Origin of the sequence: Sphingorhabdus lutea (assembly GCF_001889025.1) — a bacterium.
Classification (GTDB): Bacteria; Pseudomonadota; Alphaproteobacteria; order Sphingomonadales; family Sphingomonadaceae; genus Sphingorhabdus_B; species Sphingorhabdus_B lutea.
Map to the genome: position 1 here is coordinate 2,434,017 of NZ_CP018154.1, position 20,324 is coordinate 2,454,340.

Consider the following 20,324-nt stretch of genomic DNA (forward strand, 5'->3'; position numbering starts at 1 on the left):
CAATTATCTTTCTTTGGGCTTATCATTTTCTTCGGTTGCCGTGCCAGTTTGCTTGGCTTTTGCAGTTTCATTGACCTTTGCGGTATCATTTACCATTGCAGTATCATTGTTTTTTGCTGTCATTTTGTCGGTGACAATTTTGGTCGCTGATGGTTTGGCAACTTCCTTTGCAGGTAATTTTGCGGCATCCACCTTATCAACAGCGGGTTTTTCCGTGGTGGGATTGGACAATTTATCAATGTCCAGCTTAAACCCATCATTCTCTTTCTCCGCATCATCCTCCTGCGTCACCGCAGGACCGACCAGCATAACCAAACGGCCAAGCTGATCAGCAATAACCATATCAACCAATTTGGCAATTTCGGGTACTTTATACCGCATATAACCGCCAACAACATAACTGAAATTAACGATGGTGGTGCCGTCTTTCTGCTCCTTCATCGCGATGGTCAATGTGCCGGTCACCGCCTCTGACTGCAACGGGCCAAGCGCCCCATCCAACCGCAAAACCCGGCCCGGATCGGTATAAATAATGCGCATATGCTGCACCGAGCCAACGGTTTTTAACAGGCCATCGGCGGCCTTTTCCTTAATCAATTCACAAAAACATCCGCCTGCTTGGCTATCCAAATATAAATTATTGGAATCGCCGGTAAAGCTATGCGCTTTATTCCACCAATTTTTCGGTTGGATAATTTGTTTCCACACATCATTGGCATTGCCCTTTACCACGCCGCTATGTGACACGGCAAAGCCGATATCATTTTGGCTCGTTATTTCCGCAGATGCAGGGGTGGCCAGCACCGCCGTGCTGAATGATAATAATGCGATTAATAGATATTTTTTCATGGCCGTAGAATAGTGGCTCTATGCCAAATCGCCAAGTAATAATATGATAAGGCCCAAAATTTATGGACCCTATCTTTCATATCAATAATTTATCCGATTATGCAGATTTCAATATTGCCAAAATCTCATCGGTTACATGGTCCATATCGCCCATGCCATCGACCCGGTTCACCAAATTGCGCTTTTCATAAATGGGCAATATTGGCGCAGTTTTCGCGCGATATTCCTCCATACGGGTGCGCACGGTTTCTTCATTATCATCGGGGCGGCGTTTAAACTCGCTGCTACCACATTCATCGCAAATGCCGTCTTTGGCAGGACGATGAAATTTATCATGATAGCCTGCATTACAATTTGCACATGTAAATCGGCCAGTAATACGCTCAACCAGCGCATCCTCATCAACTTCCAATTCAATCACATAATCCAATGTGCGGCCACGTGCAGACAAAATTTCATCCAATGAAACGGCCTGTGCTTGCGTGCGTGGATATCCATCAAAAATAATGCTTTGGTCGGGCGCAAGCTCATCCAAACGATCACCAATAATGCCTGACACTATTTCATCGGATACCAGTTCGCCGGCATCCATTACTGCCTTTGCCTTTAATCCAATCTCGCTACCCGCCTTTACAGCGGCGCGTAACATATCGCCGGTGGACAATTGCACCATGTTAAGCCGTTCTTCCAATCGACTTGCCTGTGTGCCCTTGCCTGCTCCTGGTGGTCCCAGCAAAATAATGTCCATTGAAAAATCCTCTGAAATTTATCTTTTGTTTGATGAAAATCGCCTGCGGCTTAACGCTTTCTTTTGCCGCCGCGTAATTTTGCTTTCTTCATCAAATCACCATATTGGTGGGCGAATAAATGGCCCTGAATTTGGGCAATTGTATCAACCGTCACATTGACCAAAATCAACAAACTGGTACCGCCAAGGACGAAAAATTGCGTTTGGCCAGATGCGCCCATAATATAATCAGGCAATAAACAAACAAAGGCCAGATAAATTGAACCAAGCACCGTGATGCGGGTCAATACATAATCCAGATAGTCCTGTGTGTTTTTACCAGGGCGAATGCCGGGGATAAAGCCATTTGCTTTTTTCAAATTTTCTGCGGTTTCCTCTGGGTTGAACACAACAGCGGTATAAAAAAAGCAGAAGAAGATGATACCCGCACCATAGAATAAGAGATAGAGCGGCTTACCATGCGCAAGATGCAGGTTCAAAAACAACATGATTTCGGAATAAACCGAACCATCATCTTGAATATTGCCGGTCAATTGCGAAATCGTCAAAGGCAATAATAGTAATGAGGATGCAAAAATCGGCGGAATAACGCCAGCTGTATTTACCTTTAATGGTAAATGGCTGCGGTCAGCCTGCATCATGCCATTTTGTGTTGCACGTTTTGGATAATTTACCAATACGCGGCGCTGCGCCCGTTCAACATAGCAAATAACCAAAGTTAAAACGACAAACATTACTGCAAAGGTCAAGATAATAAGACCGCTAATCGATCCCGTACTACCGCCTTCTAATAAATTGGCCACAAGACGCGGCATTTGCGCAACGATACCCGCCATAATGATTAAGGATACACCATTGCCAATCCCGCGTGAGGTGATTTGTTCACCCAACCACATCAGGAACATTGTGCCGCCGATTAAGCTAATCGTAGCGACGATACGGAACATCATGCCTGGTTCAACCACCGCACCAATGCCAGTTTGCGCCACAAGTGATTCCAAACCAACGGCAAGGAAATAACCCTGCACCGCGGTCAAACCAACCGTGCCATAACGTGTATATTGGTTTAATTTTTGACGGCCTGTTTCACCTTCTTTTTTAATCGCCGCCAAAGTGGGGGACAAAGCAGAGGCCAATTGAACCACAATAGATGCAGTAATATAGGGCATAACGCCAAGCGCGATTAAGCTCATCCGTTCCAATGAACCGCCAGAAAATGTGTTGAAAATATCCAAAACACCGCCTGAGCCGCTTTGTTGATACAAAGCAGCCTGCTGCACAGGATCCACACCGGGAAGCGGCACAAAGCTTAACAGCCGAAAGATTATCAGCGCACCAATTGTAAACCAAATGCGATTCTTCAAATCGGTCGCTTTACCGAAATTTGAAAAATTAATGCCCGACGCCATTTGTTCGGCTCTCGATGCCATAAATAAATTCCCTATCTGTTTGGCGCCTAATGGATATTTAATTTATTAAATATCGTCATAACGGCAACATAAATATGTTCAGACTTCAGGCGTATAAACGCCAAACCCCGCCCCTATATTGTAGGGCGGGGCCTGAAAGACAAGGGAGAAATGAATAAGACCGCAATATTTATAATATGCCGTCATACCCCTTCCCCCACATCAAAGATGATTAATCAGCTTTTTTCGCCGCCGCTTTTTTAGGAGCAGCTTTCTTTGCTGGAGCTTTTTTGTCTTTTGCAGCTGCTTGGTCGGCGGCTTTCTTTACTTCTTTAGAAGAAACAAATTCCACGCTACCACCGGCTTTTTCAACCGCAGCAACCGCAGATTTAGAAGCTCCAGCAACTGCGAATTTTACCTTTGCGGTAAATTCACCCTTGGCCAAAAGACGCACACCGTCTTTACCACCACGGGTTAAGCCAGCTGCATTTAATGCTGCTTGATCGACAACGCCTTTAATATCCATTTTGCCAGCATCAATGAATTTTTGGATCATGCCCAAATTCACTTCTGCATAATCTTTTGCAAAAATATTGTTAAAGCCACGCTTTGGAATACGCATGTGAAGTGGCATTTGGCCGCCTTCAAAACCGTTAATCGAAACACCAGAACGGCTGGTTTGGCCTTTTTGACCACGACCGCCCGTTTTACCTTTGCCCGACCCGATACCGCGTCCAATACGCATACGGCGATGGCGTGCGCCATCATTATCTCTAATATCTGTTAACTTCATAATTGCACTCGCTTTCGCTTTGTTCGCGCCAATTTAACTTGTCCAAATGGTCAAAATTAAACTGCTGTTGATAATAAAAAAGGCCAATTACTATTGGCCGCTCAATTGAGCAAGTAAAAAAGCCCCCCATAAAGGGGAGCTTAAATTTTTTAGTCGACAATCTCAACCATGTGGCGGACGGCTTTAATCATGCCGCGTACCGCTGGTGTGTCTTCCAATTCCGAAACGCGGTGCATTTTATTCAGACCAAGGCCCTTCAAAGTTGCACGTTGGCTCGCAGGACGGCGAATGGGCGAACCCACTTGCTTTACCTTAACTGTCTTTGTGTCTTTTTTCGCCATTTTGGATTACTCCGCTACTGCTTCGGCATCAGCTTCGGCAGTTTTGCTGCCTCCACGACCCAAAAGATCGGCAATTTTCTTGCCGCGACGCTGTGCAACGGCTTTCGGGCTGGTTTGGTTAGCCAACGCGTCAAAAGTTGCACGGATCATGTTATAAGGGTTTGAAGTACCAACTGATTTGGTCACAACATCGGCAACGCCAAGGCTTTCAAATACTGCACGCATTGGACCACCAGCAATAATACCGGTCCCTGGAGGCGCGGTACGAAGGTTCACATTACCTGCACCGAAATGGCCTTTGCCATCATGATGCAAGGTGCGGCCTTCTTTCAAAGGAACGCGGATCATCTTCTTTTTTGCAGCAGCTGTTGCTTTATTGATTGCCTCTGGCACTTCGCGCGCTTTACCATGGCCAAAGCCTGCACGGCCCTGTCCATCACCCACAACCACCAACGCAGCAAAGCCAAAACGCTTACCACCTTTAACGGTTTTCGAAACGCGGTTAATGTGAACCAATTTTTCAATCAGCTCTTCACCGGTTTCTTCTTTGGGTTGGCGGTCATTACGACGGCCACGGCCACGGCCTTCGCCCTTGCCTTCACCACGGCCACGGCCGCGTCCGCGACCTTCTTGCTTTACTTCAGCTGCATTTTCAACAGCAGGAGCAGCATTAGCTTCGGTTACAGCAGCGTCTTCAGCGCCATTTTTATTTTCATCGGCCATTATTAGAACTCCAATCCGGCTTCACGCGCTGCATCGGCCAAGGCCTTCACACGTCCGTGGAAAAGAAAACCACCACGGTCAAACACAACACTGGAAACTCCAGCTTTTTTCGCAGCAACTGCGATACGCTTACCAACTTCGGCAGCAGCTTCGCATGTTGCACCATTTTTGCCCTTCACGCTTTTATCAAGCGATGAAGCAGAAACGAGCGTACGACCTTCACCATCTTGGATGATTTGAGCGTAAATGTGACGACCAGTCCGATGGACCGACAAACGCGCACGACCGGCAACCTGAGCACGCAATTTGCTGCGAACACGTTGGCGGCGGCGTTCAAAGAGAGATAGTTTCGCCATGGCTTACTTCTTCTTCCCTTCTTTGCGGAAGATATATTCTCCGCGATATTTAATGCCTTTGCCTTTATATGGCTCTGGCTTCCTCCAGCGGCGGATTTCGGCAGCTACCTGGCCCACTTGCTGTTTATCGATACCTGAAATTTCCACTGTCGTGTTATCAGGCGTTTTAATGTCAATGCCATCAGGAATTGCAAAATCAACATCATGGCTAAAGCCAAGTTGCAATTTCAAATTCTTACCTTGAACATTGGCACGGTAACCAACACCGTTAATCTCAAGAACTTTACTAAAGCCCTCGGTCACACCGGTGATAAGATTTTGCACCAATGTGCGTTGCATACCCCAATAAGAACGTGCCTTGCGGCTGTTATTTGCGGGGGTTACGGCGACGGCGTCATTTTCTACTTTATAGACAATTTCATCAGCCAAGGAAAGGGTCAACAAACCCTTTGGACCTTTAACCGACAAAATGCCATCTGCAATAGAAGCAGTTACGCCAGATGGAATAGCGACAGGTTTCTTACCAATACGGCTCATTAGAATACCTCCGCCAAAATTTCGCCGCCGACATTATTTTCGCGTGCTTCGGCGTCAGAAAGAACGCCGCGCGGTGTCGAAACGATGGTGATACCCAAACCATTGCGAATAACCGGAAGCTCTTGCGAGCCGGAATATACGCGGCGGCCAGGTTTTGAAACACGGGCGAGATGACGAATGGCCGGCTCACCTTCAAAATATTTCAATTCAATACGGATGCCCTTATGTTGCGCACGGCGGCCCAACATTTCTTCGGAATAGCCACGAATATAGCCTTCACGTTGAAGCACATCCAGCACATGTTCACGCAATTTAGACGCAGGCGAGATTACAGAATCTTTCTTCGCCCTTTGTCCGTTGCGGATACGGGTGAGCATATCACCCAATGGATCAGTCAATGCCATGATATTCTATCCTTACCAGCTAGATTTCGTGACGCCGGGGATCATACCTTTATTGGCAAGATCGCGCAGCTCGATACGGCACAGCCGGAATTTACGATAATATCCGCGTGGACGCCCAGTTGTTTCGCAACGATTGCGAATACGTGTGGGGTTACCATTGCGGGGGATTTCAGCCATTTTCAAACGCGCAATCATACGCTCTGAATCGTCTAGTGATTTATCACCAGCTACAGCCTTAAGCTTTGCATATTGGCCGGCATATTTTTTTACCAGCTTCCTGCGACGCTCATTTTTATTAATGGAACTCAGTTTCGCCATGACTTAAGCTCTCTTCCTTTCTAAACGCCACACGCATTAAGCGGCAGCTTTGTCCTCGGATGTTTCAACTGGGAACGGAAAGCCGAATAATTTCAACATTTCACGCGCCTCATCGTCGCTATTTGCAGATGTGGTGACAATTACGTCCATTCCGCGCACTTGATCGATTTGATCATAGCTGATTTCTGGGAAAATCAACTGTTCTTTCAATCCCATTGCGAAATTACCACGTCCATCAAAGCTTTTGGGGTTCAGACCACGGAAATCGCGAATGCGAGGCATTGCAACGGTGATTAAACGATCCAAAAATTCATACATTTGCGCGCCGCGCAACGTGACTTTCACGCCAATGGGCATGCCTTCACGAAGCTTAAAGCCTGCAATTGATTGTTTTGCTTTGGTAATAACAGGACGTTGACCGGCAATTAATTGCATTTCTTCAAATGCAGTTGTTACCTTTTTCTTGTCCTGCGAACCTTCGCCAACGCCCATATTAAGAGTGATTTTTTCAATCTTAGGCACTTCAAAGCGGTTTTTATAACCGAATTTTTCGGTCATCGCCTTGGCGATTTCAGCGTCATATTTAGTCTTAAGACGAGGGATATATTTATCAGCCATCGATCTTTTCTCCTGACTTTACAGCAACGCGAACCTTTTTACCGTCCTGTTCTTCGATACGAACGCGGGTAGGCTTGCCATCTTTAGGGTCAGCCACTGCAACATTTGAAATGTTCATTGGCGCCTCAAAACGGTCAAGACCGCCTTGTGGGTTTGCTTGGCTTGGCTTGCGGTGACGAACAGCAATATTGATGCCTGAAACAACAACTTTACCGTCTTTTGGCAAAACGCGGGCTACTTCGCCTGTTTTACCTTTGTCTTTACCAGCAAGCACAACGACATTGTCGCCTTTTTTGATTTTTGCGGTAGCCATGATTACAATACCTCCGGTGCGAGGCTGATGATCTTCATATGCTTTTTCGCACGAAGCTCACGAACCACGGGTCCAAAGATACGTGTACCAATGGGCTCTTGGTTGGTGTTGATCAAAACAGCTGCATTTGAATCAAAACGAATGACCGTTCCATCTGCACGGCGAATATCTTTCGCTGTGCGGACGATAACTGCGCGGTGAACATCACCTTTTTTCACGCGGCCACGTGGGTTCGCTTCTTTTACAGAAACAACAATAATATCGCCCACACCAGCAAAGCGGCGTTTAGAGCCACCCAGCACTTTGATGCATTGGACGCGCTTGGCGCCGCTATTATCAGCGACATCAAGATTAGACTGCATCTGGATCATTGATCCGGTTCCTTTCGATTGGCTTGCCGAACGCCTATCATAAAATAGGTTGGCCCGGTAGTTCCGTTAAACTTTCCGCTTATTCAGCGGCAGCACTTGCCTTAGGTTTGGTGTGGGTGTCAACCCGCTCCAACACTTTCCAGGTCTTATTTTTTGAAATCGGCTTGGTTTCTTCAATCCGAACCGTTTCACCCGCCTTAAATTCATTGCCCTCATCATGGGCATGATATTTTTTAGAAAGACGAATAATTTTCCCATAAAGGGCGTGTTTCACCTTGCGCTCGACCTTAACGACAACGGTTTTATCACCTTTGTCAGAAACGATCGTGCCGGTCAAAATGCGTTTTGGCATCGATATACTCCTTAGGCCGATTTCTTAGCAGCGGCAGTACGCTCGCCCTGCAATGTTTTAATGCGGGCAATCTCACGACGCACAACGCGAATACGCGCAGGCTTCTCAAGCTGACCAGTGGCCGTTTGAAAACGCAAATTAAATTGCTCACGCTTTAATTCGGTCAACTGTGTTTGCAGCTCATCGTCTGTTTTGACACGTAGATCTTGTGTATTGCTCATCTGTTATGCTCCTAGATGTGACGTATCGCCAAGGCGAGCCACAACTTTAGTCTTGATGGGCAATTTCATCGCTGCACGTTGGAAAGCAACTGCGGCCAATGGGCCGGCAACGCCGTCTAACTCAAACAGGATGCGGCCTGGTTTTACCCGAGCTGCCCAATATTCTACCGAACCCTTACCCTTACCCTGACGAACTTCGGCAGGTTTCTTGGTGACAGGAACGTCTGGAAAAACGCGTATCCACAAACGACCTTGACGTTTGATGTGACGTGTAATCGCACGGCGAGCCGCCTCGATTTGACGTGCGGTGATACGCTCTGGCTCCATCGCTTTCAATCCATAAGAACCGAAATTTAATTCAGTACCGCCTTTGGCGTTACCGTGAATCCGGCCCTTAAATTGCTTACGAAATTTATGTCTTTTTGGTTGCAACATGATCTCTTACCCTATCCTGTTAGCGACGGTCAGACTGAGGACGGACGCCAGAAGTTTGCGCTTCCATCATCAATCTATCAGTTGCCATAGGATCATGGCCCAGAATTTCACCTTTGAAAATCCAAACTTTAATCCCGATAATACCATATGCGGTCAGCGCTTCGGCTTCGGCATAGTCAACATTGGCACGCAATGTATGCAAAGGCACGCGGCCTTCACGATACCATTCGGTCCGTGCGATTTCCGCGCCACCCAAACGACCAGCACAGTTAATCTTAATGCCTTCTGCGCCTAAACGCATGGCTGATTGCACAGCACGTTTCATTGCGCGGCGGAATGCAACACGGCGGATCAGCTGATCGCCAATGCCAATTGCCACCAATTTCGCATCAACCTCTGGCTTACGAATTTCAACAATGTTCAAAGAAACATCGCCGGTTTCGGTCATAGAGGCCAATTTGCGGCGCAATTTTTCAATATCCGCACCCTTTTTACCGATGATAACACCGGGGCGGGCTGCATAAATTGAAACGCGGCATAATTTAGCTGGACGCTCAATAACTACCTTGGAAATTGCTGCTTGTGGCAGGGTTTCCATGATATATTTACGAAGACGTAAATCTTCCAACAGCATCCGACCATAATCATGACCTTCCGCAAACCAGCGGCTGTCCCATGTGCGGTTAATTTGCAGGCGAAGCCCGATTGGATTACTTTTTTGACCCATATCCTTACGCCTCTTCTTCCTGTTCGCGAACCACAATGCGCAGACGGCTAAATGGTTTTACGATTTGACTTGAACGACCGCGCGCATTTGCTTGAAAGCGCTTCATCGACAATGCTTTGCCAACGCTTGCTTCCTTAACGATCAAATTATCCACGTCAAGATTATGGTTGTTTTCCGCATTGGCGATAGCAGATGCCAAAACACCCTTTACATCAACAGCCATTGCTTTTTTAGAAAAGCTAAGAATGTTGAGTGCGTCGCCAACTTTACGGCCACGAATTAACGCAGCAACCAGGTTAAGCTTTTGCGCGGAACCACGAATTGTGGTGCCAACGGCCAAAGCCTCATTTTCGCCAACACGGCGCGGTGCAGATGCCTTACCCATTAGCGTTTACCCTTCTTGTCAGCGCCGTGACCATAATAGTTACGTGTCGGTGAAAACTCACCAAGTTTATGACCAACCATCTCTTCATTCACTGAAACAGGAATGAATTTTTGTCCATTATAGACATTGAAGGTCAAGCCAACGAACTGAGGAAGGATGGTCGAACGACGTGACCAGGTTTTGATGGGCGCACGCGCTCCACTTTCCTGGGCATCTTCCGCCTTCTTCAGCAAATATAGGTCTACAAACGGACCCTTCCAAACTGAACGAGCCATGTCTTACCTCTTCTTCTTCGCGTGACGTGAACGAATAATCATCCGATCAGTCTGCTTATTCTTACGAGTGCGAGCACCCTTGGTTGGTTTACCCCATGGAGTCACAGGATGACGACCACCAGATGTACGACCTTCACCACCACCATGAGGGTGATCGACAGGGTTTTTCGCAACACCTCTGGTCAATGGGCGCTTACCAGCCCAGCGGTTACGACCCGCTTTAGCCAAGGTTTGGTTGCTGTTGTCAGGGTTTGAAACCGCGCCAACAGTGCCCATGCAAGTACCGTGGATATAACGTTGCTCACCTGAGTTCAGACGAACAATAACCATACCGCGGTCACGGCCAACCAATTGAACATAAGTACCAGCAGAACGTGCGATTTGACCGCCCTTGCCTGGTTTCATTTCAATATTGTGGCAAATGGTACCAACGGGCATTTGGCTAAGCAACATGGCGTTGCCGGGCTTTACGTCCGTTTTCTCACCCGCAATAACCTTATCACCAACAGCAAGACGTTGTGGTGCAAGGATATAGCTTTGTTCACCATCATCATATTTGATAAGCGCGATAAAAGCTGTGCGGTTAGGATCATATTCAATCCGTTCTACGGTAGCTGCCACGTCCCATTTGCGACGCTTAAAGTCCATAATACGGTATTTTTGTTTGTGCCCACCGCCAATACCCCGAGAGGTAACATGACCTTTATTATTGCGACCACCAGTTTTGCTCTTACCTTCGGTAAGCGCCTTTACCGGCTTGCCCTTCCATAATGAAGAACGGTCAACAAGCACAAGGCCACGACGGGCTGGGCTAGTTGGTTTATAACTTTTTAATGCCATGTTCGCCTCAGATTCCTGTGGTCACGTCGATCATTTGGCCTTCTGCCAAAGTCACTACGGCCTTTTTAACATCGCTGCGGCGATAGGGACGGCCGCGCCAGCGCTTAACCTTACCCTTTTGCACCAACGTATTGACGCGCTCAACTTTTACATCGAACAATGCCTCAACAGCAGCTTTAATTTGCGGCTTGGTTGCATCGCCGCTCACCTTAAACACCACTGCGTTATTTTCACTCAGCAATGTGGATTTTTCGGTAATGTGCGGTGCAACAATCACGTCATAATGACGGATGTCGATTGCTTCTTTTTTAGCCATTGAAACGTGCCTCCAATTTTTCAACCGCGGCGCGGGTCAATACCAACGTATCATGCTTCAAAATGTCATAAACATTTGCGCCAACTGCGGGCATAACATTTACGCCTACTAAGTTAGCAGAAGCATTGCGGAAATTATCATTCACAACATCGCCATCAATGATAAGCGCGGTGCGACCAAAGCCAAGCTTTGCAACATCACCGGCCAAAGCAGCGGTTTTATGCGCCTTGACGTTGAGGTCTTCAACGATAATCAAAGTGCCGGCCTTTACCTTGCTTGACAAAGCCATACGCAAGCCAAGCGAGCGAATTTTTTTGTTCAAAGAAGGATTAAAGTCACGCAAACGCGCACCATGGGCTTTACCACCACCGATAAAGATCGGCGCACGGCGATCACCATGACGGGCGGTACCACCACCTTTTTGGCGACCAAATTTCTTACCCGTACGAGCTACATCGCTACGCTCTCTGGTCGGGCGCGCTGTGCCGCGTGCCTTTTCACGTTGCCATGTTACAACACGGTGCAAAATATCTGCGCGTGGCTCAAGACCGAACACATCCTCATTCAAGGTGATGTCGCCTTTCGCTTTCGCGTCGAGGGTTTGTACTTTTACCTTCATGGCTTAACCCTCCTGATTTTCTGCAGAAGTAGCTTCAACTGCCACTTCTTCGGTTTGAGCGGGAACTGCATCATTAGCAGCGTCTTTCGCAGACAAAATCGCACCTGGGAAGGGAACACCTTCGGGCTGTGCGAATTTAACGGCATCACGGACCAGCAACCAACCATTTTTCGCGCCAGGTACAGAACCCTTTACAAAAATCAAGCCGCGCGCCGCATCGGTGCTAACAACTTCAAGATTTTGCTGTGTGCGTTGACGGTCGCCCATATGGCCGGCCATTTTTTTGTTTTTAAACACCTTGCCAGGATCTTGACGTTGACCAGTAGAACCATGTGCACGGTGAGAGATGGAAACACCGTGGGTTGCGCGCATACCGCCAAAGCCCCAACGCTTCATCGCGCCAGCAAAGCCTTTACCCTGGGTGTGACCAGTAATATCTACCAATTGACCGGAGATGAAATGTTCTGCTGAAATTTCAGCACCAACAGGCAATAAGCCTTCTTCACCATCAACACGAAATTCAACAACGCGCGCCTTTGGCTCGACTTCAGCCTTTGCAAATTCTTCACGTTGCGGTTTGTTTACATTTTTCGCTTTACGGACGCCTGCACCAAGACGAACAGCATAATAGCCATCCCGTTCTTCGTTGCGAGCACCGACCACCTGACATCCCTCAAGAGCCAGAACGGTGACAGGAACATGACGACCATCTTCGTTGAAGATACGCATCATTCCCATCTTTTTCGCGATCACGCCAGTACGCATGATCCATTCTCCTTAAACAGAGGCCCACACAGCACCATTGCTGCACGGGCGTGAGCCAATTTCAACCCTTATATGATACATCGCCCCGTCGGGCTGAGCGTATAATCACTTGCAAACAAGTGCCTATACAGACGGGGGACGCAGCCCGGTCAAAATTTTCCAAATAAATTTGGAAGGACGACCGGCGGTATCCCAAATATAATATGTGTTTAACCACATATTCCCGGCCTAGGCCAGGTCGCCAGCAATTAAGCCAGCTTAATCTCTACATTTACACCTGCAGCAAGGTCGAGCTTCATCAGAGCATCAACGGTTTGCGGTGTGGGCTGAACGATATCGAGCACCCGCTTATATGTGCGCACTTCAAATTGCTCACGTGATTTTTTATCAACATGAGGACCACGGTTAACCGTGAACTTCTCAATGCGAGTCGGCAGTGGAATTGGTCCACGAATAAGCGCGCCAGTGCGACGAGCGGTTTCAGCAATATCGCCTGTTGCTTGATCCAACACGCGGTGATCAAAAGCTTTTAAGCGAATACGAATATTTTGCGTTTCCATGGGGTACCCAATCCAAATTTACTACCGATGAGAAAGAGCCAGAACCTTTCGGTTCATAATTCTTTGTTTTAAAAGCCCTTTGCTAACATGCATTGGGCAAAAACGAACCGCCCGACCCCTGAATTACCCCAGAGAATCGGGCGGTGCGTATGCTCTATATTACTTTGTTATCGTGCTGACAACCCCTGATCCAACAGTACGGCCACCTTCACGGATTGCGAAGCGCAAACCTGGGTCCATAGCGATTGGAGCAATCAACTTAACGCTGATGGTAACATTGTCACCAGGCATTACCATTTCAGTGCCTTCTGGAAGGATCACTTCACCAGTAACGTCGGTGGTGCGGAAGTAAAATTGTGGACGATAATTTGCGAAGAAAGGAGTGTGACGTCCACCTTCATCTTTCGACAACACATAAACTTCAGCAGCGAAATCGGTGTGCGGTGTAACCGAACCAGGCTTACAAAGAACTTGGCCACGCTCAACATCATCACGGCTAACGCCGCGAACCAATGCGCCGATATTATCGCCAGCTTCACCTTGGTCAAGCAATTTGCGGAACATTTCAACGCCGGTAACAGTTGTCTTTTTGGTTTCTTTGATACCAACGATTTCAACTTCTTCACCAACTTTAACAATGCCGGTTTCAACACGGCCAGTAACAACAGTACCACGGCCAGAGATTGAGAACACGTCTTCAACAGGCATCAAGAATGGCTTGTCAACTGGACGCTCAGGTTGTGGAATTGCTTGGTCAACAGCTTCCATCAATGCGATGATTGATTCTTTACCGATATTGTCATCACGGCCCTCAAGAGCAGCAAGAGCTGAACCCTTAACAACAGGAATATCATCACCTGGGAAGTCATAGCTTGAAAGAAGCTCACGAATTTCCATTTCAACCAATTCCAACAACTCTTCGTCATCAACTTGGTCAACTTTGTTCATGTAAACAACAAGAGCAGGAACGCCAACCTGACGTGCAAGCAAGATGTGCTCACGAGTTTGTGGCATCGGGCCGTCAGCTGCGTTCACAACCAAGATAGCGCCGTCCATTTGAGCAGCACCTGTGATCATGTTTTTAACATAGTCAGCGTGACCTGGGCAATCAACGTGCGCATAGTGACGCGCAGCGGTTTCATACTCAACGTGAGCGGTTGAGATGGTGATACCACGCTCACGCTCTTCAGGAGCTTTATCGATATTTGCGAAATCAACAGCTGCACCGCCGTGAATTTCAGCCATCACTTTGGTGATCGCAGCTGTCAATGTGGTTTTACCATGGTCAACGTGACCGATGGTGCCAATGTTACAATGCGGTTTGTTCCGCTCAAACTTTGCTTTTGCCATTTTATCCTACCTTATTAATTAACTGTCTTTGCCATAGATAGCGCGCCCAATGGCGGCCTATGGGGTGAATGTCAAGTCTTTGCTATCAATTTTCGTCTCCACTTGTCTATGACGACAATTAGATTCGTGAACGCGCTGATAGCGGAACTTTTATGATTATGCCAGCTTCTCTTTCACTTCTTGTGCAACATTTGCTGGAACTTCATCATAATGCGAGAATGTCATGGTATATTGCGCACGACCCTGCGTAAAGGAACGCAGCTCATTTACATAACCAAACATGTTCGCAAGCGGCACTTGGGCATCAACAACCTGAGCATTACCGCGGCTATCAGTACCCTGAATTTGACCACGGCGGCTATTCATGTCGCCAATAACGTCACCCATAAATTCTTCAGGGGTAACGACCTCCACCTTCATGATAGGCTCAAGCAATTTAATGCCTGCTTTTTGTGCTGCTTCGCGCATTGCTGCACGACCGGCAATTTCAAAAGCCAATGCCGAACTATCAACATCATGATAAGCACCATCATAAAGAGTGATTTCAAAATCGATGATTGGGAAACCGATAAGCGATCCGCCTTCTGCGGTTTCACGCATACCTTTTTCAACCGAAGGAATATATTCTTTTGGAATATTACCGCCCTTAACTTCGTCTTTAAAGACAAAGCCAGAGCCGCGCTCGCCCGGTTTTGCAACAAATTTCACGCGGCCAAATTGACCCGAACCACCAGATTGTTTCTTGTGGGTATAGTCAATGTCAACTTCGCGGCCCAAATATTCACGATATGCCACCTGAGGCGCACCGACATTAGCTTCCACTTTAAATTCGCGGCGCATACGATCCACCAAAATGTCAAGGTGAAGCTCACCCATGCCTTTAATAATGGTTTGGCCCGATTCGTGGTCGGTCGATACGCGGAATGATGGATCTTCAGCCGCAAGACGATTAAGCGCAAGGCCCATTTTTTCTTGGTCAGCTTTGGTTTTTGGCTCAACGCTAAGCTCAATAACCGGTTCTGGAAATTCCATACGCTCCAAAATAATCGGTGCAGATGAGGCGCAAAGCGTGTCACCAGTGGTGGTTTCTTTCAAACCAGCAATAGCAACAATATCGCCCGCATAGGCTTCATCAATATCTTCACGGCTATTTGCGTGCATCAACAGCATACGGCCGATTTTTTCTTTCTTGTCCTTAACGGAGTTCAAATAGCTGCCTTTTTCCAATTTACCGGAATAAATACGCGCAAAGGTCAATGTACCCACAAATGGGTCATTCATAATTTTAAATGCCAAGGCAGAAAATGGCGCTTCATCGCTTGATGGGCGGCTATCTTCGGTCTCACCGTCTAATTTCAAGCCTTTAATCGCTGGAACTTCAAGCGGGCTAGGCAAATAATCAACAACCGCGTCAAGCAAAGGTTGAACACCCTTATTCTTAAACGCACTGCCGCAACATACAGGCACAAATGCATGACCCAATGTGCCCTTGCGAATCAAACGCTTTAATGTGGCAGCGTCAGGCATTTGGCCTTCCAAATATGCTTCCATTACTTCATCATCTTGCTCAACAGCCAATTCGATGAGTTTTTCGCGCCATTCAGCCGCCGAATCAGCAAGATCCGCAGGAATTTCTTCATAAGTAAATTCTGCGCCCAAGCTTTCATCTTTCCAGACGATGGCACGTTCATTTACTAAGTCAACCAGACCCTTCAAATCCGCTTCGATACCGATAGGAATGTAAAGAACCGCAGGAGTCGCGCCCAAACGGTCAATGATTGATTGCACGCAATATTCAAAATTGGCGCCTGTACGGTCCAATTTATTGATGAAGCACATGCGCGGAACTTTATATTTATCTGCCTGACGCCATACGGTTTCAGATTGCGGCTCCACACCAGCAACACCGTCAAAACATGCTACCGCACCGTCAAGCACGCGAAGCGAACGCTCAACTTCAATGGTAAAGTCAACGTGACCTGGGGTGTCAATAATGTTAATCCGGTGATCATCCCAGAAACAGGTGGTCGCAGCAGAGGTAATGGTAATACCACGCTCTTGCTCTTGCTCCATCCAATCCATGGTCGCCGCGCCATCATGCACTTCGCCGATTTTATAGGATTTACCTGTATAATATAAAATACGCTCTGTCGTTGTGGTTTTACCAGCGTCAATATGCGCCATAATACCAATATTACGATATTTTTCCAGCGGATGGCTGCGTGCCATGATCGTTACTCCAATATTTGAAAGGGAACCAAAAAACTATGGTCGCCCTATAGGGAAAGGGACTGACAATTGCCAGCCCTTATATAATCACTAATGATTTTTGTGCATGACCCACCAATTTGGCGGGTCACACCAAAAGAGCAAATGCCCAATTACCAGCGATAATGTGCGAAAGCGCGGTTTGCTTCAGCCATACGGTGGGTATCTTCCCGCTTTTTGACTGCATTACCACGATTATTGGCAGCATCCATCAACTCACCGGAAAGACGGGCCGCCATGGTTGTTTCGCTGCGCCCACGGGCTGCACCGATTAACCAACGAATCGCCAATGCCTGCGCACGCTCTGGACGAACATCACATGGCACCTGATAGGTTGCACCACCAACACGGCGAGAGCGAACCTCTACACCGGGTTTAACATTATTTAGTGCATCATGGAATAATTGCACTGGATCAGACTTAACCTTTGCCTCAACGGTATCAAGCGCACCATAAACAATACGTTCGGCAGCTGATTTTTTACCATCAAGCATTAAGTTATTCATAAATTTTGACAATACGATATCACCAAATTTTGGATCTGGCAGGATAACGCGCTTCTCTGGACGACGACGACGTGACATATTCTAAAACTCCTCGTCTATTATTTCGGACGCTTCGCGCCATATTTGGAACGTGATTGCTTACGATCCTTGACGCCTTGCGTATCGAGAACACCACGAAGAACGTGGTAACGAACACCGGGAAGATCGCGTACACGACCGCCACGGATCAACACAACACTATGCTCTTGAAGGTTGTGACCTTCGCCAGGAATGTAGCTGATAACTTCACGTTGATTGGTCAGGCGAACCTTCGCAACCTTACGCAAAGCTGAGTTCGGCTTTTTCGGAGTTGTAGTATAAACACGGGTGCAAACACCGCGTTTTTGCGGGTTCTTATCCATTGCGGGCACTTTAGACTTGGTCTTTTGTGCCACCCGGCCCTTACGGACCAGCTGATTAATCGTTGGCATAAATGCTTCACCTTAAAAGTTTTTTGTTTTTCAAGCGGTTACTTTGATATTTAATATGCTGGTTAGTAAAAACCCAATGGAGGCTCCGCCTTTATTCCATCCACACTAAATTCATTGTTCAGCCTAATATGACATGAAAAAAGCACAATTGTGCCTGAATCACGAACGCGCCTATTAACCGCACGTCCAACAAAGGTCAAGTGATTGCATGGGTTAAACCACATATGGATAAATTTATTCTTGTTAAAATAAACATTGCGCTTTTGATATTTTTGCACATAAATAACTGTTTAATATCTTTATTTGGATTTTTATGCGCAAATATCTTTCTACTGCAACAATTGCAACAATTGCCCTATTTTCATATTTTAATCATGCGGCGGTAGCCCAGGATAAATTGGTTGATGAGAATAATGCCCAAAATTTAACTGGCCAAAATTTTGCTGCGCCAGAAAATATCACAAAAAATGAGGCGCAAACTGATACGCAGCCGGTTGCGAAAATCCCTTCATCTATCTTTGCACGATATGATGGCATTTCAGGCCCCATATTATCGCCCAATCAGGAATCGGTCGCCTATATTGAAAGGGTCAATGGAAAATTATTTATCGCCGCGCATAATTTTAAAACAAATCATCTTCAATATATAAGCGCGGGCGAACATGGTGATTTACGATGGTATCGATGGGCCGGCGATGATTATATTATTTTTAGTATAGGCGATATTGTTGATTTTAATCGTGAAGAACGCCTTCTCACCAGCCTGTATAAATATAATATAAAAACCAAAGAATTTTCTGTCGTCGGGTTAAAGCAAAAGGTTTTAATCGCCGATGATGTTTTATATATCGACCCAAAGGGGCAATATTTGCTGCAGCAAATTCGGCGCAGCTATTATGATTATCCATCCGTATTTCGGGTTGATATTGCCACAAATGAAACCAAAGAAATAATCAAACAAAAAGCAGATATTTGGGATTGGTATGCCGATAATACAGGCGTGGTGCGTTTAGGCATTGGCATTAAAGGCGACACGGATAATTTTGGCGGGGTCAGCTATATCGCCAGAGATTTGGTGAATAGATATTTATTTTACTATAGAAGTAATGAGAATGAAGGTTTCAAACAAGTTAGCAAGGTTAGCTTAAAGGGCGATCCGGATAAGGTTTTTGCCAGCTTTGCCGCGGTTAGCAATATTGTATCGGGTAGCGATGAATTTTTTGTTCGTTTCAAACAGGAAAATGGCAATCATGGGGTCAGGAAATTCAACTATCTTACCCAAGAATGGGGGGATATAATTTATCAAAATCCCGATCATGATATTTCGGACATTATTTTAACGGACGATGGCCGCGATATTTTGGCTGCGACCTATTTTGATAATGTGGGAAAGATTATCTGGTTTGATAAAAAAATGGCCAAAATGCAGGATGACTTGCAAATTACCTTGCCAAATCAATTAGTGGAAATCAGAACATCAAATTATAGCAAAGATAAATATATTGTTTCAACAAGTTCAGACAAGGATCCCGGTAGCTATTATTTATTCGATCCGAATAATAAAGGTCTTCATCGTTTCAATGGGGTAAATGACCGTATCGATCCCGCCAAGATGAGCGATAGACAATATGTGTCCTATACCGCCAGAGACGGCGTAAAAATTTCAGCTTATTTGACCCTGCCAAAAGGAAAGCCGGCAAAAAATCTCCCCTTAATCATCTATCCCCATGGCGGCCCATTTTTTGTCCATGATTCATGGGAATTTGATTCTGATGCTCAATTTTTGGCAAATCGGGGCTATGCGGTTTTACAACCCAATTTTCGTGGATCGGGTGGATATGGCAATGCCTTTTATGAATTGGGCCATGGTCAAATCGGCCTGAAAATGCAGGATGATTTGGATGATGGCATGGATTTTCTGGTCAAACAAGGCATAGCCGATGCCAATCGGGCATGCATAGTCGGCGCCAGCTATGGTGGATATGCCGCCCTATGGGGTGCAACGCGCAATCCAGAACGCTATCGCTGCGCCGCCAGCTTTGCCGGTGTAACTGATTGGGATTTAATGCTATTATATGATAATGATTTTCTTGATGATCCCGCATATAAAAGATTTTCTTCGGCATTAAAGGGTGAGGATAGGGCAAAATTAAAATATGTCTCACCTTTGTTAAATATCGATAAATTAACCCGCCCCATTTTACTGGCGCAGGGTAAAAAGGATGATATCGTCCCATTTAGCCAGCATCGCGCAATGGTAAAGGCAGCAAAAGCAGCAGGCGTGAATTTTGAAGAATTGGTTTTTGAGGAGGAAGCGCATGGTTTTAAAGAAAGCAAAAACCATCAAAAATGGCTCGATACTCTGGAAGCTTTTTTGAACAAGCATAATCCGGCGGATGAATAACAATCAAAGAGAATTGATAAATATCTTGGCGTGAAAAAGCCAAATTCAAAT

At 46.4% G+C, this 20,324-nt stretch carries 29 protein-coding genes; 1 reads left to right on the forward strand and 28 read right to left on the reverse strand.

Going from position 1 to position 20,324, the window contains the following annotated elements; translation table 11 throughout:
• Positions 1–3: 3 nt before the first annotated feature.
• From LPB140_RS12475 to rpsL, 28 genes are all read right to left on the reverse strand, one after another.
• The gene (locus tag LPB140_RS12475; RefSeq protein WP_072559963.1) at positions 4–849 is read right to left on the reverse strand and encodes a hypothetical protein; all 846 of its coding nucleotides are present in this window, start codon (positions 847–849) and stop codon (positions 4–6) included.
• Between the two features lie 97 nt (positions 850–946).
• On the reverse strand, positions 947–1,597 hold the full coding sequence (locus tag LPB140_RS11605) for an adenylate kinase (protein WP_072559964.1): 651 nt from the start codon (positions 1,595–1,597) through the stop codon (positions 947–949).
• A 50-nt stretch (positions 1,598–1,647) separates the two neighbouring features.
• Positions 1,648–3,027 (reverse strand): preprotein translocase subunit SecY, encoded by a 1,380-nt coding sequence (secY, locus tag LPB140_RS11610; protein ID WP_072559965.1) that lies wholly within the window; start codon positions 3,025–3,027, stop codon positions 1,648–1,650.
• 211 nt (positions 3,028–3,238) lie between these two features.
• On the reverse strand, positions 3,239–3,799 hold the full coding sequence (rplO, locus tag LPB140_RS11615; RefSeq protein ID WP_072559966.1) for a 50S ribosomal protein L15: 561 nt from the start codon (positions 3,797–3,799) through the stop codon (positions 3,239–3,241).
• 149 nt (positions 3,800–3,948) lie between these two features.
• Positions 3,949–4,140, reverse strand: a complete 192-nt coding sequence (rpmD, locus tag LPB140_RS11620; RefSeq protein WP_072559967.1) for a 50S ribosomal protein L30 — start codon at positions 4,138–4,140, stop codon at positions 3,949–3,951.
• Between the two features lie 6 nt (positions 4,141–4,146).
• Positions 4,147–4,863, reverse strand: a complete 717-nt coding sequence (rpsE, locus tag LPB140_RS11625; RefSeq protein WP_072559968.1) for a 30S ribosomal protein S5 — start codon at positions 4,861–4,863, stop codon at positions 4,147–4,149.
• A 2-nt stretch (positions 4,864–4,865) separates the two neighbouring features.
• Positions 4,866–5,219, reverse strand: coding sequence for a 50S ribosomal protein L18 (rplR, locus tag LPB140_RS11630; protein ID WP_072559969.1), 354 nt, complete (start codon positions 5,217–5,219; stop codon positions 4,866–4,868).
• Positions 5,220–5,222: 3 nt separating this feature from the next.
• The gene (gene rplF / locus LPB140_RS11635) at positions 5,223–5,756 is read right to left on the reverse strand and encodes a 50S ribosomal protein L6 (RefSeq protein ID WP_072559970.1); all 534 of its coding nucleotides are present in this window, start codon (positions 5,754–5,756) and stop codon (positions 5,223–5,225) included.
• Positions 5,756–6,160 (reverse strand): 30S ribosomal protein S8, encoded by a 405-nt coding sequence (gene rpsH / locus LPB140_RS11640; RefSeq protein WP_072559971.1) that lies wholly within the window; start codon positions 6,158–6,160, stop codon positions 5,756–5,758. The genes rplF and rpsH overlap by 1 nt, the downstream gene beginning before the upstream one ends.
• A 12-nt stretch (positions 6,161–6,172) precedes the next feature.
• A complete protein-coding gene (gene rpsN / locus LPB140_RS11645) occupies positions 6,173–6,478 on the reverse strand; it encodes a 30S ribosomal protein S14 (protein ID WP_072559972.1) in 306 nt (101 codons plus the stop codon).
• Positions 6,479–6,514: 36 nt separating this feature from the next.
• Positions 6,515–7,096 carry a 50S ribosomal protein L5 gene (gene rplE / locus LPB140_RS11650; RefSeq protein ID WP_072559973.1) on the reverse strand — a complete coding sequence of 194 codons (582 nt, stop codon included), beginning with the start codon at positions 7,094–7,096 and terminating at the stop codon, positions 6,515–6,517.
• Entirely contained in the window at positions 7,089–7,409 is a 321-nt protein-coding gene (gene rplX / locus LPB140_RS11655) for a 50S ribosomal protein L24 (RefSeq protein WP_072559974.1), read from the reverse strand. The genes rplE and rplX overlap by 8 nt, the downstream gene beginning before the upstream one ends.
• Before the next feature lie 2 nt (positions 7,410–7,411).
• Positions 7,412–7,780, reverse strand: coding sequence for a 50S ribosomal protein L14 (rplN, locus tag LPB140_RS11660; protein WP_072559975.1), 369 nt, complete (start codon positions 7,778–7,780; stop codon positions 7,412–7,414).
• A gap of 79 nt (positions 7,781–7,859) precedes the next feature.
• Positions 7,860–8,132, reverse strand: coding sequence for a 30S ribosomal protein S17 (rpsQ, locus tag LPB140_RS11665; RefSeq protein WP_072559976.1), 273 nt, complete (start codon positions 8,130–8,132; stop codon positions 7,860–7,862).
• 11 nt (positions 8,133–8,143) lie between these two features.
• Positions 8,144–8,353 (reverse strand): 50S ribosomal protein L29, encoded by a 210-nt coding sequence (rpmC, locus tag LPB140_RS11670; RefSeq protein ID WP_072559977.1) that lies wholly within the window; start codon positions 8,351–8,353, stop codon positions 8,144–8,146.
• A 3-nt stretch (positions 8,354–8,356) separates the two neighbouring features.
• A complete protein-coding gene (gene rplP / locus LPB140_RS11675; RefSeq protein WP_072559978.1) occupies positions 8,357–8,788 on the reverse strand; it encodes a 50S ribosomal protein L16 in 432 nt (143 codons plus the stop codon).
• 19 nt (positions 8,789–8,807) lie between these two features.
• A complete protein-coding gene (rpsC, locus tag LPB140_RS11680; RefSeq protein WP_072559979.1) occupies positions 8,808–9,515 on the reverse strand; it encodes a 30S ribosomal protein S3 in 708 nt (235 codons plus the stop codon).
• 4 nt (positions 9,516–9,519) lie between these two features.
• Positions 9,520–9,900 (reverse strand): 50S ribosomal protein L22, encoded by a 381-nt coding sequence (rplV, locus tag LPB140_RS11685; protein WP_072559980.1) that lies wholly within the window; start codon positions 9,898–9,900, stop codon positions 9,520–9,522.
• Positions 9,900–10,175 (reverse strand): 30S ribosomal protein S19, encoded by a 276-nt coding sequence (gene rpsS, locus LPB140_RS11690; protein WP_072559981.1) that lies wholly within the window; start codon positions 10,173–10,175, stop codon positions 9,900–9,902. The genes rplV and rpsS overlap by 1 nt, the downstream gene beginning before the upstream one ends.
• 3 nt (positions 10,176–10,178) lie before the next feature.
• Complete coding sequence (gene rplB, locus LPB140_RS11695) at positions 10,179–11,015, reverse strand: 50S ribosomal protein L2 (protein ID WP_072559982.1); 837 nt, start codon at positions 11,013–11,015, stop codon at positions 10,179–10,181.
• Between the two features lie 7 nt (positions 11,016–11,022).
• Positions 11,023–11,331 carry a 50S ribosomal protein L23 gene (locus tag LPB140_RS11700; RefSeq protein WP_072559983.1) on the reverse strand — a complete coding sequence of 103 codons (309 nt, stop codon included), beginning with the start codon at positions 11,329–11,331 and terminating at the stop codon, positions 11,023–11,025.
• Positions 11,324–11,950 carry a 50S ribosomal protein L4 gene (gene rplD / locus LPB140_RS11705; RefSeq protein ID WP_072559984.1) on the reverse strand — a complete coding sequence of 209 codons (627 nt, stop codon included), beginning with the start codon at positions 11,948–11,950 and terminating at the stop codon, positions 11,324–11,326. Before rplD ends, LPB140_RS11700 begins: the two co-directional genes overlap by 8 nt.
• A 3-nt stretch (positions 11,951–11,953) precedes the next feature.
• Positions 11,954–12,715 carry a 50S ribosomal protein L3 gene (gene rplC, locus LPB140_RS11710; RefSeq protein WP_072559985.1) on the reverse strand — a complete coding sequence of 254 codons (762 nt, stop codon included), beginning with the start codon at positions 12,713–12,715 and terminating at the stop codon, positions 11,954–11,956.
• Between the two features lie 248 nt (positions 12,716–12,963).
• Positions 12,964–13,275 (reverse strand): 30S ribosomal protein S10, encoded by a 312-nt coding sequence (gene rpsJ, locus LPB140_RS11715; RefSeq protein WP_072559986.1) that lies wholly within the window; start codon positions 13,273–13,275, stop codon positions 12,964–12,966.
• Positions 13,276–13,434: 159 nt separating this feature from the next.
• On the reverse strand, positions 13,435–14,625 hold the full coding sequence (gene tuf, locus LPB140_RS11720; protein WP_072559987.1) for an elongation factor Tu: 1,191 nt from the start codon (positions 14,623–14,625) through the stop codon (positions 13,435–13,437).
• Positions 14,626–14,781: 156 nt separating this feature from the next.
• Positions 14,782–16,854 (reverse strand): elongation factor G, encoded by a 2,073-nt coding sequence (gene fusA, locus LPB140_RS11725; RefSeq protein ID WP_072559988.1) that lies wholly within the window; start codon positions 16,852–16,854, stop codon positions 14,782–14,784.
• A 152-nt stretch (positions 16,855–17,006) separates the two neighbouring features.
• Positions 17,007–17,477 carry a 30S ribosomal protein S7 gene (rpsG, locus tag LPB140_RS11730; protein ID WP_072559989.1) on the reverse strand — a complete coding sequence of 157 codons (471 nt, stop codon included), beginning with the start codon at positions 17,475–17,477 and terminating at the stop codon, positions 17,007–17,009.
• A 20-nt stretch (positions 17,478–17,497) separates the two neighbouring features.
• On the reverse strand, positions 17,498–17,869 hold the full coding sequence (gene rpsL, locus LPB140_RS11735; protein WP_072559990.1) for a 30S ribosomal protein S12: 372 nt from the start codon (positions 17,867–17,869) through the stop codon (positions 17,498–17,500).
• A gap of 313 nt (positions 17,870–18,182) precedes the next feature.
• On the opposite strand from rpsL, the gene LPB140_RS11740 reads away from it, so the two are divergent.
• Positions 18,183–20,273 (forward strand): alpha/beta hydrolase family protein, encoded by a 2,091-nt coding sequence (locus LPB140_RS11740; RefSeq protein ID WP_072559991.1) that lies wholly within the window; start codon positions 18,183–18,185, stop codon positions 20,271–20,273.
• Positions 20,274–20,324 lie beyond the last annotated feature (51 nt).

Excerpts from the sequence above, each read along its gene's own strand:
- LPB140_RS12475 (WP_072559963.1), bottom strand. The coding sequence starts at position 849 with ATGAAAAAATATCTATTAATCGCATTATTATCATTCAGCACGGCGGTG.
- LPB140_RS11605 (WP_072559964.1), bottom strand. The coding sequence starts at position 1,597 with ATGGACATTATTTTGCTGGGACCACCAGGAGCAGGCAAGGGCACACAG.
- secY (WP_072559965.1), bottom strand. The coding sequence starts at position 3,027 with ATGGCATCGAGAGCCGAACAAATGGCGTCGGGCATTAATTTTTCAAAT.
- rplO (WP_072559966.1), bottom strand. The coding sequence starts at position 3,799 with ATGAAGTTAACAGATATTAGAGATAATGATGGCGCACGCCATCGCCGT.
- rpmD (WP_072559967.1), bottom strand. The coding sequence starts at position 4,140 with ATGGCGAAAAAAGACACAAAGACAGTTAAGGTAAAGCAAGTGGGTTCG.
- rpsE (WP_072559968.1), bottom strand. The coding sequence starts at position 4,863 with ATGGCCGATGAAAATAAAAATGGCGCTGAAGACGCTGCTGTAACCGAA.
- rplR (WP_072559969.1), bottom strand. The coding sequence starts at position 5,219 with ATGGCGAAACTATCTCTCTTTGAACGCCGCCGCCAACGTGTTCGCAGC.
- rplF (WP_072559970.1), bottom strand. The coding sequence starts at position 5,756 with ATGAGCCGTATTGGTAAGAAACCTGTCGCTATTCCATCTGGCGTAACT.
- rpsH (WP_072559971.1), bottom strand. The coding sequence starts at position 6,160 with ATGGCATTGACTGATCCATTGGGTGATATGCTCACCCGTATCCGCAAC.
- rpsN (WP_072559972.1), bottom strand. The coding sequence starts at position 6,478 with ATGGCGAAACTGAGTTCCATTAATAAAAATGAGCGTCGCAGGAAGCTG.
- rplE (WP_072559973.1), bottom strand. The coding sequence starts at position 7,096 with ATGGCTGATAAATATATCCCTCGTCTTAAGACTAAATATGACGCTGAA.
- rplX (WP_072559974.1), bottom strand. The coding sequence starts at position 7,409 with ATGGCTACCGCAAAAATCAAAAAAGGCGACAATGTCGTTGTGCTTGCT.
- rplN (WP_072559975.1), bottom strand. The coding sequence starts at position 7,780 with ATGATCCAGATGCAGTCTAATCTTGATGTCGCTGATAATAGCGGCGCC.
- rpsQ (WP_072559976.1), bottom strand. The coding sequence starts at position 8,132 with ATGCCAAAACGCATTTTGACCGGCACGATCGTTTCTGACAAAGGTGAT.
- rpmC (WP_072559977.1), bottom strand. The coding sequence starts at position 8,353 with ATGAGCAATACACAAGATCTACGTGTCAAAACAGACGATGAGCTGCAA.
- rplP (WP_072559978.1), bottom strand. The coding sequence starts at position 8,788 with ATGTTGCAACCAAAAAGACATAAATTTCGTAAGCAATTTAAGGGCCGG.
- rpsC (WP_072559979.1), bottom strand. The coding sequence starts at position 9,515 with ATGGGTCAAAAAAGTAATCCAATCGGGCTTCGCCTGCAAATTAACCGC.
- rplV (WP_072559980.1), bottom strand. The coding sequence starts at position 9,900 with ATGGGTAAGGCATCTGCACCGCGCCGTGTTGGCGAAAATGAGGCTTTG.
- rpsS (WP_072559981.1), bottom strand. The coding sequence starts at position 10,175 with ATGGCTCGTTCAGTTTGGAAGGGTCCGTTTGTAGACCTATATTTGCTG.
- rplB (WP_072559982.1), bottom strand. The coding sequence starts at position 11,015 with ATGGCATTAAAAAGTTATAAACCAACTAGCCCAGCCCGTCGTGGCCTT.
- LPB140_RS11700 (WP_072559983.1), bottom strand. The coding sequence starts at position 11,331 with ATGGCTAAAAAAGAAGCAATCGACATCCGTCATTATGACGTGATTGTT.
- rplD (WP_072559984.1), bottom strand. The coding sequence starts at position 11,950 with ATGAAGGTAAAAGTACAAACCCTCGACGCGAAAGCGAAAGGCGACATC.
- rplC (WP_072559985.1), bottom strand. The coding sequence starts at position 12,715 with ATGCGTACTGGCGTGATCGCGAAAAAGATGGGAATGATGCGTATCTTC.
- rpsJ (WP_072559986.1), bottom strand. The coding sequence starts at position 13,275 with ATGGAAACGCAAAATATTCGTATTCGCTTAAAAGCTTTTGATCACCGC.
- tuf (WP_072559987.1), bottom strand. The coding sequence starts at position 14,625 with ATGGCAAAAGCAAAGTTTGAGCGGAACAAACCGCATTGTAACATTGGC.
- fusA (WP_072559988.1), bottom strand. The coding sequence starts at position 16,854 with ATGGCACGCAGCCATCCGCTGGAAAAATATCGTAATATTGGTATTATG.
- rpsG (WP_072559989.1), bottom strand. The coding sequence starts at position 17,477 with ATGTCACGTCGTCGTCGTCCAGAGAAGCGCGTTATCCTGCCAGATCCA.
- rpsL (WP_072559990.1), bottom strand. The coding sequence starts at position 17,869 with ATGCCAACGATTAATCAGCTGGTCCGTAAGGGCCGGGTGGCACAAAAG.
- LPB140_RS11740 (WP_072559991.1), top strand. The coding sequence starts at position 18,183 with ATGCGCAAATATCTTTCTACTGCAACAATTGCAACAATTGCCCTATTT.